This is a genomic window from Pseudomonas sp. GG8 (assembly GCF_052976945.1).
Window position 1 is genome coordinate 560199 of record NZ_JBRIIP010000001.1, and the last position, 11546, is coordinate 571744.

7 protein-coding genes are annotated in these 11546 nt (G+C 57.4%); 2 read left to right on the top strand and 5 right to left on the bottom strand.

The genetic code is table 11. The annotated features are described in order from the left end of the window. Nucleotides 1-17 precede the first annotated feature (17 nt). Nucleotides 18-3143, bottom strand: coding sequence for a transglycosylase domain-containing protein (locus ACVBEG_RS02715; protein WP_322181496.1), 3126 nt, complete (start codon nucleotides 3141-3143; stop codon nucleotides 18-20). A gap of 532 nt (nucleotides 3144-3675) precedes the next feature. Here ACVBEG_RS02715 and ACVBEG_RS02720 point away from each other — a divergent pair. Further along, on the top strand, nucleotides 3676-5097 hold the full coding sequence (locus ACVBEG_RS02720) for an amino acid permease (protein ID WP_322217629.1): 1422 nt from the start codon (nucleotides 3676-3678) through the stop codon (nucleotides 5095-5097). Here ACVBEG_RS02720 and ACVBEG_RS02725 read toward each other — a convergent pair. Both ACVBEG_RS02725 and ACVBEG_RS02730 read right to left on the bottom strand, forming a co-directional pair. After that, the gene (locus ACVBEG_RS02725) at nucleotides 5078-5605 is read right to left on the bottom strand and encodes a hypothetical protein (protein ID WP_447107323.1); all 528 of its coding nucleotides are present in this window, start codon (nucleotides 5603-5605) and stop codon (nucleotides 5078-5080) included. The genes ACVBEG_RS02720 and ACVBEG_RS02725 overlap by 20 nt on opposite strands. Before the next feature lie 115 nt (nucleotides 5606-5720). Beyond that, complete coding sequence (locus ACVBEG_RS02730) at nucleotides 5721-6848, bottom strand: OpgC domain-containing protein (protein WP_322217624.1); 1128 nt, start codon at nucleotides 6846-6848, stop codon at nucleotides 5721-5723. A gap of 242 nt (nucleotides 6849-7090) precedes the next feature. Here ACVBEG_RS02730 and ACVBEG_RS02735 point away from each other — a divergent pair, with 242 nt between their 5' ends. Next, complete coding sequence (locus ACVBEG_RS02735; protein WP_447107324.1) at nucleotides 7091-8683, top strand: glycosyltransferase family 39 protein; 1593 nt, start codon at nucleotides 7091-7093, stop codon at nucleotides 8681-8683. Between the two features lie 66 nt (nucleotides 8684-8749). Here the strand turns inward: ACVBEG_RS02735 and ACVBEG_RS02740 are convergent, their stop codons facing one another. Continuing rightward, nucleotides 8750-10366, bottom strand: coding sequence for an FMN-binding glutamate synthase family protein (locus tag ACVBEG_RS02740; protein WP_322181484.1), 1617 nt, complete (start codon nucleotides 10364-10366; stop codon nucleotides 8750-8752). A 239-nt stretch (nucleotides 10367-10605) separates the two neighbouring features. Then, the gene (gene metR / locus ACVBEG_RS02745; protein WP_322181482.1) at nucleotides 10606-11523 is read right to left on the bottom strand and encodes a transcriptional regulator MetR; all 918 of its coding nucleotides are present in this window, start codon (nucleotides 11521-11523) and stop codon (nucleotides 10606-10608) included. Nucleotides 11524-11546: the final 23 nt, after the last annotated feature.

The window sequence follows — 11546 nt, forward strand, 5'->3', positions numbered from 1 at the left end:
GATAAAGAGAATCATTATTATTGAGTGCTGACCTGCAATGACACGGGCGGGGCGTTACAGGCGGTGTGGCTGCCCGGCACGAGATAGGGGTTAAGGATCGGCGCCATGCCTTTGAGCACCTGCACGGGCAACGCTGACGTGAACTTGAAGGCTTCGGACGCGCGACCGGGTACGAACGCCGTCAACGTCCCGAAGTGATTGGCGCCGATGTAGAACACAAACGTCGCCGTGCGGTTGATTGACCGCGACCCGAGGATTCTGCCTCTGGCGCCAATGCTCTCGATCCGGTTGTCACCGGTCCCGGTTTTGCCGCCCATGGCCAGCACGGTGCCGTCCTCGAGTTTGAAGCTGCCCTGCACACGCCGCGCCGTGCCGGCATCCACCACTTGCGACAGCGCCTCACGCATGGCCGTTGCGACCTCGACCGGCAGCACACGCTTACCCAGATTGGGATTATTCGCCAACTGCGTTTCGTAGGGCGTGCCAGCAGCAAAGTGCAGGCTGTCGACGCGCAGTACAGGCAGGCGGATACCATCGTTCTGAATGATCCCGATCAACTCGGCCAATGCTGCCGGACGGTCCCCCGAGCTGCCGATGGCGGTCGCCAGTGACGGCACCAGATGATCGAACGGATAACCCAGTCGTTGCCAGCGGCTATGAATATCGAGGAACGCTTCGATCTCCATCATCGTGCGAATCCGCGTGTCGCGGGCGCTTTTGTGCCGACTTTTGAACAGCCAGCTATACACCTCTTGACGCTCGTTTTGACTGGCGACAAGTGCTTCGCTGAACTTCGCTTGCGGGTGTTGCAGCAGGTAGCCCACCAGCCACAGATCCAAGGGGTGAACCTTGGCGATATACCCTTGATCCGGCAGGTTGTACGCGCCCGGCCCGTAGTTTTGATACAGCTCGCCAAGGCGCTTGTCGGTCAATTTGTCGACCGCCGCTTTGTCATCGGCCAAGTGCGCGCGAACGAAAGCGTTAAACGCGCTCTGATCGGCATTGGGCAATAAGTAACGGTGCACGGCGGCCAGGCGAATCGCCGTGGGGTGCATGCCGTCGAGGAAGGTATCCAGCCGGTCCTGGGTGGACTTGTTCTTGTAGCGCTTCCAGAAGCGCAGAAGAAACACCGTGCCCTCGCGATCGGCAAACTGGCTCAGGTATTCCTGGCGTCTGGGGTCGTTATCATCCTTGAGCAACAGGGCGTTGCTGTTGGCCGACTGATAGATGCTGTAACGCACAAGGTCACGCATCAAGCGTATGAACGGCAGGTTGATGGACTCGCGTATCGCGTCGCGCAAGCTTGGGCTCCGACCATTGTCTTCTTTGCGAAAGTTATTGAAGTGATGCATCCCGCCGCCAGTGAAAAAACTTTCGCCGGGGCTGGCGGAGTACTGCCGATCCAGCGCTGCGGCGAGCATCTTCGACAGGTCTTGATCCTTGTTCTGCATCAGGTAATCGAGGGCCCAGCGGGTTAGCCGGTCCTGGTCTTCGACCGGGACTTTTTTCAGTTCGGAGGGCATTTTTCCGGCGTAGCGTTGATGCAGCTCAGACATGATTTCCAGGTAGGTGGTCAGCACCCGCATTTTTGCAGTAGAGCCCAGTTCCAGCTTGCTGCCCTCGTTGATGTCGAACGGTTGGTCGGTGCTGTCGGTCTGCACCCGCACCCGAGAACCATCCGGGTCGCGTTCGAACAAGGTGAAGCTGTAACGCACCTCCTGGGTGCTGGTCGGCGTCAGCAAATGTTCACCGATCAAGCCCATTTTTGTGGCGAAGGCCGGGTCCGCAAGATCCCGCAGGTATTGACTGACGCTGGTTTGCAACTCCCCTTGCAAGGTACTGGTCGCCGCCAGATCCAGACGGTCGAGGTCATACAGAGGGCGATTGAGCAGAGTGGACAGACGACTGCGGGCGACACTGATGCCCTTGTTGGTTTCGATGGGCTGAAGGGTCGGTTGCTGGGCCCAGTCACGATAGGTCACAGCGCTGGCCAGCGCTGCATTCGACAGCGCTTGATCAATGACATTGTTCTGCGCCAGCAGGCGGATATGGCTGTCAGTCAGTTGCGCCAACTCTTCGCGACCTCGGGCCAGATAATGCGAAGGCCGACGTTGGGCGATCACCAGTGACAACACCTGACGCAACGCCAGACCGCGTTCAGCGAGGCTTTTCGGGTCGTTGGCAGTGTCAGTCAGTTGCTGATTGACCTTATCGAAGTCTGCGCCATACCAGACGCGTAAACCCTCAGCCAGGCCATGCACTTCACCATGCCCCGGCACGGCTGACAGCGGGACACTGTTGAGGTAATCACGGACCACGCGCTGCCGTGCCTCCAGTGTCTGCGGGCCATCTTGATAGGCACGGACGCTGGCGGAAATCATCTGCCGCAGCTTCTCTGCACCGGACTGGGTCAATCCATCGGGTGAATGGCGATACTTTTCCAGTTGCGTGGCGAGTGTACTGCCGCCAGCGGATTGGCCGGGCAGGGCGAAAAGCTTGGCGACCTGGGAGAGCGCGGCCTTGGCAAAGCGCGGCCAGTCGACGGCAGGGTTGGCCAAGGGTTGTTGCGGGTCAAGCAGGTCGCGGTTCTCGATAAACAGCAAACTGTGGACCACCAAGGGCGGGATCGCCGCAAAGCTGGAATAGAGCTGCTGCGGATAACGGAACTGATAGAGCGGAGCTCCCCGACAATCAGTAATCGACAACCCTGCCTGAATTTTCTCTTGATAGGGCACGAAGAAACCGCGCTGGCTATAGGCGAGCAGGTCGGGAGAGAACCGGGTTTGCCGGGTCACTAGATAATCGCGTTTGAGCAAGCGTGGCAGAAACTCACCCAGCGCCGAATACCCCAGACGTCGATCGAACGGGCCCTCGCCGGGGTACATGATTGAGTTGCTCGGACCGGGCTGCATCGAATAACTGAGCGTGGCGGCGAAGCGGCTGAACTCACGGGCTTGCAGTTTTGAACTGCGGGTTTCGGCAGATATGGCAAGCCCTAGAGCGGCCAGCCCTATCAGCGACAGCAACCAGAACAGACGCCAGCCATACCGTTTACGGCGTGGACGTTTAGGCAGGGGAGCGTCATCAGGACCGTCAGCAGGAACCACGGTCTTCTTTGAATCGGAATGCCATAAAGCGCCCATAGTCGATTGGCCCGGTTAAGCGTGTTAATCGCACCTGTCACAAGCTTAGACGCTGGTCGCGATTGGTGAAAACTTTGTCATACGCATGTAGGCAAATTCCCTTGAAACCTCTCGCTCGATATCGAGGCATCAACCGTGCGTCAGGGTAGGGCGTGTGGGCGATACAAACCCTGTTTGCGCACGAGATAGATTAAAACCCTGCGGCAGAATATATCCCTCTTCTAAAGCGGTTTTTGCCGTGAATTATCGCCAAATTTAAGTGTTTATATAGTGAAAGCCACTGGCTGTGGATTTTTATACTGCGCGACCATCGCGAGAGTACGTATCTGGCCTTTTCCGATGGATGTTCTTTTTTGAGGCGTGATGCGCACGTTTGTTGTGCTGGGCTCGCCTCCGATTTCAGTAGGACCATTCGCGCATGACGGGCTCGCTCATAAGGACGAACCTGATAATGCGACGCGCAGGCTTACCCGCCGGTGCTTTGAATCGTCGACTGACTACATATCCAATAACAATATGAGGTTGTAAATTTATGCCAGTCGGCAAGCACACTTTGCACACCGAGACCGCTCAAGGCGGGCCTCTGAAACGAGAGTTGGGCGAGCGCCACATTCGTCTGATGGCCTTGGGTGCCTGTATTGGTGTCGGCCTGTTTCTCGGTTCCGCCAAAGCCATCGAGATGGCCGGGCCCGCGATCATGCTGTCGTACATCATCGGTGGCCTGGCCATCCTGGTGATCATGCGCGCGCTCGGCGAAATGGCCGTGCACAACCCGGTCGCTGGCTCTTTCAGCCGCTACGCACAAGACTATCTCGGCCCCTTGGCGGGCTTCCTTACCGGCTGGAACTACTGGTTCTTGTGGCTGGTGACCTGCGTTGCGGAAATCACCGCCGTGGCCGTTTACATGGGTGTCTGGTTTCCCGAGGTTCCGCGCTGGATATGGGCGTTAGCGGCACTGATCAGCATGGGCTCCATCAACCTGATCGCAGTCAAAGCCTTCGGTGAATTCGAGTTCTGGTTCGCCCTGATCAAAATCGTCACCATCATCGCCATGGTCGTCGGCGGTATTGGCGTCATCGCCTTCGGTTTCGGTAATGACGGTGTCGCGTTGGGCGTTGCCAACCTGTGGAGCCACGGCGGCTTCATGCCCCACGGCGTGCAAGGCATCCTGATGTCACTGCAAATGGTGATGTTCGCCTACCTCGGCGTTGAAATGATCGGCCTGACCGCCGGTGAAGCGAAGAACCCACAGAAAACCATTCCCAGTGCCATCGGTTCGGTGTTCTGGCGGATTCTGTTGTTCTACGTTGGTGCGCTGTTTGTGATCCTGTCGATCTACCCGTGGAACGAAATAGGCACCCAGGGCAGCCCTTTTGTGATGACCTTCGAGCGTCTGGGTATCAAGACCGCCGCCGGCATCATCAACTTCGTGGTCATCACTGCGGCACTGTCGTCCTGCAACGGCGGCATCTTCAGTACCGGACGCATGCTCTACAGCCTGGCGCAGAACGGCCAGGCACCGCGTGGCTTCGCCCAAACCTCGAGCAACGGCGTACCACGTCGTGCACTGCTGCTGTCGATTTTTGCCTTGTTGATCGGCGTATTTCTCAATTACCTGGTGCCGGAAAAAGTCTTCGTCTGGGTAACGGCCATCGCGACCTTCGGTGCGATCTGGACCTGGACCATGATCCTGCTGGCGCAACTCAACTTCCGCCGAGGCCTGAGCAAAACCGAGCGCGACCAACTGAAATTCCGTATGTGGCTATGGCCGCTCAGCTCTTATCTGGCGCTGGCGTTCCTGATCCTAGTGGTAGGCCTGATGGCTTACTTCGAAGAAACCCGCATCGCGTTGTATGTCGGGCCAGCGTTCCTGGTACTGCTGACGGTACTGTTCTACGTGTTCAACCTGGCGCCGAAAAACGAAGCAGTGGGCGCTATACGTCCGGCGTTGTAACACCGCCTGAAACGCAAAAAGCCCTGGTCGGTTCATAATGATCGGGGCTTTTTTTACCCCTCACTGTCTCCGGTATTTGGTGGGCTGATTTCGCAGGCGAGCCTGCTCCCACAGTTTTGTAGTTTTTTGACAATTCAGCGTTCGACAAACCAAGATCGGCTTTGAAAAGGATCAGTTCGGATTTTATGTGTTCAAGCTCTATCTCGGCATCCCATCTCAATGCCCATGTTTGGAACATACGGCATGTCCAGCAGCACTCTTTTTCTGTCAGCGGGATCATATCGGTTCCCCACGGATCTACCTCTCTCGTGTTGATCTCTGAAAGTTGGTCCTCCGACAGGGTTACAGGAAAACAACTTTTGGGTAAAAGCTTTTCCAGGGTATACATTTTAGGGCGCGTCATTGCCGCCAGATCTTCCGGACAATTCCAGTTTTCAGGCAGCGGTAGTAGCGGCTCCTCAATTGCCTGATATCCCCCTACCCAAACGGCAGTACCTTTGATTTCCATAATCCTTCCCTCACTGATTCGTTCACTCTCCTTGCATAACGACCCACCTTCAAAAAACTTGGCCTGATAAACCCGTAGGAAATTTCCGAGAGTGCGTTTCAGTGAGACGGCGTTCTCAAACTGCCACCACCTGCCCCGGCGTCCCCAGCCTTTTATTCAATTCCAGCCCGCTCGCCATGAGCATCATCAAGCCCAAACCCAGCAGAGCGGTAAAGACTTGCATCGGCCAGGTGTCGCCAGCGAGAGCGTTGGCCATGTCGGCCAGCGGCGCGAGCAGGACGCTGAGGCAGAAGACTTCCAGGGAATAGCGACCCATGCGGCAGGTTTGCTGGGCCGGCCAGTTGTTCAGCCATGCCTGACCTGTCGGCAGCAGTTTTGCGGCGCAGTAAGCCAGCGCCAGAAAGTGCAGCAGGCGCGCGGGCGAGAGGTCGGTTTTGCTGATCGGGTACAGCAGGTCGGAGATGGCTTTTGGTATCAACATCTCGTGCAGCCCCGGCCATTTCCACGACAGGGTAATCAGCCCGGAGATCACCACGTATGTCGCGCAGACGATGAACAACGGTTGCTGCTTCAGCGGGCGTGGTTGCGGGGCGCTCGGTCGTTGCCCACGAATTGCGCAGGCACCGCCGAGGACGAACAGCAGTTGCCAGGCCACGGGGTTGAAGTACCAGACGCCGCCTTCATAAGCCGAGAGATTCCAGCCAAATAGCGGCACCATCAGGTACAACGCAACGGACAGTCCGACCACGTATTCGGTCCGGCGCAGCATCCAGGGCAGGATCAGTGGCAAGGCCAGCAACAGCAGAATGTAGAGCGGCAACGGGTCAGTCAGGTTGGGTTTGAAGCGCAGGAGTAACTCATCGGCCAAGGCTTGTTGCGGGTTTCTGACGAAGTAGCTCAAGCCCATCTCCTGGATCATGTCGCGGGTTTCGACATGATTGTTGGCGACGAACACGATACCCATCAGCAGCGTCAACAGGAAGATATGCACCACATACAGCACCCACGCTCGCCGCAGGATGCGGACGCAGGCGACGACAAAACCGTCGCGCAAGGCGATGCGTCCATAGGCCAGCACTGCTGCATAACCGGCGAGAAATACAAAGATCTCCGCCGCATCGCTGAAGCCGTAGTTGCGTACAGTAAGTTGGGCGAAGGGGTTGCCAGGCACGTGATCCCAGAAAATGAAGATCAGCGCCAGACCTCGAAAGAAATCGATTCGAGGATCGCGTCCGTTAATCATGTCAGCGGGCTCTTCAGCGGGTGTTCGATCGGGAGGTGGGTGCGGCCTTGGAGGTTCCAAGTAGCACATCGGCGGCGCGCAGGGTGGCGTCATTGGTGAATAAATGCAAAAACAGGCTATTACTTAATGTCTCAGGAACATGGGGGCTGCTGCGGTAGAACCTTAGGCAATGGTCACAGTCTGCAGGGTATGCAGTGCTCATGATCGGTCTGGAAGCTTAAGCGCAAGTCGGGGGGATTCGCATGATGGAGCTACTTCAGCCCCAAAAAAGCACGAGTGCTGAACGTGTTGCATGGTTATTTCGGGAGCGCTGGGTGCTGCTGACCATCCTGGCCCTTGCAGCTTTGGTGCGCTTTTATGAAGTGACCGGGCCGGCCATCTGGTACGACGAAGCTGCCAGCGTGCTGATGAGTGAGTTTTCGTTCCCTCTCATCTGGTCTCACACCACATACGATGTTCATCCGCCTCTTTACTACCTGCTGCTGCATGGGTGGACGGCTGCATTTGGCAGCGGGGTTTTTGCGCTTCGGGCCATGAGTGTGTTGGCGGGCGGGGTGACTGTTGGGTTAGGTGTCTGGCTGGTGAGGTTGATTGCAACGCGTCGTGCCGCGATGCTGGCCGGGCTGCTTCTGGCACTTCTGCCTATTGCCGTGCGTTACAGCCAAGAGGTGCGGATGTACGCACTTCAGGGGGCCTGGCTGATGGGGGCGACGATAGCCCTGATTTACTGGATTAAACATCCGCAGCAGCGTCGATACCTGATCGTCTACACGCTGCTAATGGCAGCGGGGCTTTATACCCACTATTTTGCGGGGCTGTGTGTGGTCTCGCATTGGCTCTATCTGCTGTTGCTACGTTTCCAGCCCTCGCGTACATGCCACCTCATTTCACGACCTGCGTGGTGGACCGCCAACGCTGCCGTGGTGGTTCTTTACTTGCCCTGGGTCCCTCATTTAATCAATCAATTGTCGTTGACCGGGGAAGTGGGCTGGATACCGCCTGTCACAGTCTTCAGCGTGCCTTCCATTATTTGGGAATCGTTAACGCTCGATGATGGGAGAAGTCTGCCCTGGCCGATATTTATTGCCCTGCCTGTGTGGGTGTTGCTGGCTTCCGGATGGAGTGTCCTGCGCGACAATCAGCCTTACAGGCTTCATGCGTTACTGGCCATCTATACCTTTGTGCCAATAGGGGTAGTGTTTTTAGTTTCGTTTAAACATTCGTTTTTTGTGCCCCGTTATTTCATGTTCGCGGTGATCGGGTTGCCGCTGATCCTGTCCATCGCACTGGATCGACTGGCGCATCGGTATCGAACGCTTGCCATTGTATGCCTGACAGTTTTAGTCAGTGGGGAGGGGGTAGGGCTCTACAACGTTTATAACCAGACGAATAAATTGAATGACACAGTCAATCAACCAGACAATCAGATCGACAAGACGACCGATTACATTAATCAGCACTTCGCTACGGGTGACCGCATCGTGGTAAACGATATTTATTGGTACTTGAGCGTTGCCTACTACAACAAAACCGGGACGATTCCGTTGCTCTACACCCCGCCGTTGCCGACTGGGGAGTCTGGACGTCCTGGCGAACAGGCTGAGGGTGCTCTGTTGTATCAAGATGCGGACGCGCTGTATGTCGATAACCTTGGCTCACTGCCTTCCGAGACAAGGCGGGTATGGGTGGTCCAGGGCAGTGAACCGGACGAAGCCATGACAGTCCCGAAAAACTGGCTGCCAGTCAGCGCGTTGACCACGGGTGACACGCAAGTCTGGCTTTACGCCGTCTGCACAACGGCCGTGTGTGGGCCGTTGAGAGCAGCCAGTAACTAAGTGCAGTGTCAGTAACGTTGAGCCTCGACCATCGTTCCTCGTCGGGGCTCAACGCATCAATCGGCCTCAGGCTGCGGCAGTGTTGGGCTCAAAACTGTCGGCTCGCGCCATCTGCCACATGTTCGAGTAGAACTCGCCATCCACTTCGCCGGTCAGCAATTCGCCAGGCTTGAGGAATACGTGGGACTGGGAGAACAGTTTGATCTCTGTGGCGGACATCCGTCGGACCAGATGCTTGGCCTCAAGCTGCGAAGGGTGATCGAGGCCGGCTGCAGCCAGCATTTCGGCCAATGCCTTGAGCGTGCTGCGGTGGAAGTTGAACACCCGCTGCGCTTTGTCTGGCACTACCAGTGCCCGTTGACGCAATGCATCCTGGGTGGCAACGCCGGTCGGACATTTGTTGGTGTGGCAGCTTTGCGATTGAATGCAGCCAATTGCGAACATGAAGCCGCGTGCCGAGTTGGCCCAATCGGCACCAATCGCCAGCACGCTAGCGATATCGAACGCGCTGACAATCTTGCCGCTGGCACCCAGCTTGATTTTGTCCCGCAGGTTCAGGCCGACCAGGGTGTTGTGCACGAACAGCAGACCTTCACGCATAGGCACGCCCATGTGGTCGGTGAATTCCACGGGTGCCGCGCCGGTGCCGCCTTCTTTGCCGTCGACCACGATGAAGTCTGGAAGGATGCCGGTCTCGAGCATGGCTTTGGCGATGCCCATGAACTCCCACGGATGCCCCAGGCAAAACTTGAAGCCCACGGGTTTGCCACCAGACAGTTCGCGCAGTTGAGCAATGAAGTGCATCAGTTCGCAAGGGGTCGAAAACGCACTGTGTCGCGAGGGTGAGATGCAATCTTCGCCCATCATGATGCCGCGGGTTTCGGCGATTTCCTTGGTCACTTTGCCTTTGGGCAAGATGCCGCCGTGGCCCGGTTTGGCGCCTTGGCTCATCTTGATTTCGATCATTCGCACTTGCGGATCTTTTGCCTGTGCGGCGAAGCGCACCGGATCGAAACGGCCATCCGATGTCCGGCAGCCGAAGTAGCCGCTGCCCAGTTCCCAGGTCAAATCGCCGCCGTTTTCCCGGTGATACGGGCTGATGCTGCCTTCGCCGGTGTCGTGGGCGAAATTGCCGAGTTTGGCGCCCTGATTCAGCGCGCGAATCGCATTGGCGCTAAGCGAGCCGAAGCTCATCGCCGAGATATTGAAGACCGAGGCCGAGTACGGTTGTTTGCACTGCGGACCACCGACCAGCACGCGAAAGGCGTGGGGATCGCTCAACGGTGCGGGGCGCATCGAGTGGCCGATGAATTCGAAACCTGTCTGATAGACATCGATCAGCGTGCCGAAAGGCTTGTCCGCCGTTTCATTTTTGGCGCGCGAATATACCAACGAACGCTGGGCCCGAGAGAAGGGCAGAGCGTCGCTGTCGGACTCCAGCAGGTATTGGCGGATCTCCGGGCGGATGCCTTCGACCAGGTAACGGATGTTGCCCAGAATCGGGTAATTGCGGCGTATCGCGTGCGGGGTCTGCAGCAGATCGCCGATGCCGATCAGGCTGAGTACACCGGTGACCAGGGTGAATGGCCAGAGCCATTCGTGGTGCCAGAACGGAATGCTGGCGAAGGTGAAACATACGCAAAACACAAAAAAAGCGTAACGACTGAGGAGGGACAGGCTCATGCGGAATCCTGGGGCTTTATGACGGTTAATGACGAAAATGCTGGCGCTGTTCCGCGCCTATCAATCAGTGGTTTCACCCCGGGTCTCTATGTACCGGCAATGAAACCTTCCCTCGGTGCAGACGAATGTAGCGCCGATAATACTCTGTCAGCTCAAAGTGTTTCGGCGAAGATCACGCTAAGCCCATCGGATAACGGCCTGTCTCTGCTTCCGGGGAGGCGCGAGCGGGCCGTACATCCTCACCTGACTGCACTCACCCCATCCAGCGTCGAGAACGAGGTGTCTTTGGCGGTCAGCAGGAAATCACGCATGTACGGCGCATCGAGCATGTCGGCGCGGATGCCGGCATACAGCGTGGCGAACAGGCCTTTTTCGCCTAATCGCTTGGCTTTCACATAGCCCCGCGAGCTGTATTCATGCAGCGCCCAATGGGGCATGCCACACACGCCGCGTCCGCTGGCGACCAGTTGCATCATCATCACCGTCAGTTCTGAGGTTCGCACCTGCGCCGGTTCAACATCGGCCGGCTCCAGAAAGCGGGTGAAGATGTCCAGACGGTCGCGCTCAACCGGGTAGGTGATCAAGGTTTCCTTGAGCAGGTCTTCCGGGACAACATACGCCTTGTTCGCCAGCGGATGCTGATTGGCCACCGCCAACATGGCTTCGTAGGTAAACAATGGGACGTAGGTGATGCCCACCAGCTCCAGTGGGTCGGAGGTCACCACCAAGTCCAGATCGCCGCGGGCCAGTGCCGGCAGCGGCGCGAAGGAAAACCCGGACGACAGGTCCAGCTCGACTTCCGGCCAGGCATCACGGAACTGGTCGATGGTCGGCATCAGCCACTGGAAGCAACTGTGACACTCGATAGCCATGTGCAGGCGCCCCGCAGTTCCGCCCGCCAGACGGGCGATGTCACGCTCGGCACCCCGCAATTGCGGGAGGACTGAATCAGCCAGCTGCAACAGGCGCAGCCCTGCACTGGTGAACCGTACGGGTTTGGTTTTGCGCGTGAACAGCGACATACCCATGCGCTCCTCCAGCTCCTTGAACTGATGGGACAAGGCAGATTGCGTCAAGTGCAGGCGCTCGGCCGCTTCCACAAGGCTGTCGGCCTCGCGCAAGGCGTGGAGGGTTTTCAGGTGGCGGATTTCCAGCATGGAGGTCTCCATGAATAAACTTT

What these genes read in the sequence shown, in the direction of transcription:
- ACVBEG_RS02715 (WP_322181496.1), bottom strand. Translation starts at nt 3,143, where the DNA reads ATGGGCGCTTTATGGCATTCCGATTCAAAGAAGACCGTGGTTCCTGCT.
- ACVBEG_RS02720 (WP_322217629.1), top strand. Translation starts at nt 3,676, where the DNA reads ATGCCAGTCGGCAAGCACACTTTGCACACCGAGACCGCTCAAGGCGGG.
- ACVBEG_RS02725 (WP_447107323.1), bottom strand. Translation starts at nt 5,605, where the DNA reads ATGGAAATCAAAGGTACTGCCGTTTGGGTAGGGGGATATCAGGCAATT.
- ACVBEG_RS02730 (WP_322217624.1), bottom strand. Translation starts at nt 6,848, where the DNA reads ATGATTAACGGACGCGATCCTCGAATCGATTTCTTTCGAGGTCTGGCG.
- ACVBEG_RS02735 (WP_447107324.1), top strand. Translation starts at nt 7,091, where the DNA reads ATGATGGAGCTACTTCAGCCCCAAAAAAGCACGAGTGCTGAACGTGTT.
- ACVBEG_RS02740 (WP_322181484.1), bottom strand. Translation starts at nt 10,366, where the DNA reads ATGAGCCTGTCCCTCCTCAGTCGTTACGCTTTTTTTGTGTTTTGCGTA.
- metR (WP_322181482.1), bottom strand. Translation starts at nt 11,523, where the DNA reads ATGCTGGAAATCCGCCACCTGAAAACCCTCCACGCCTTGCGCGAGGCC.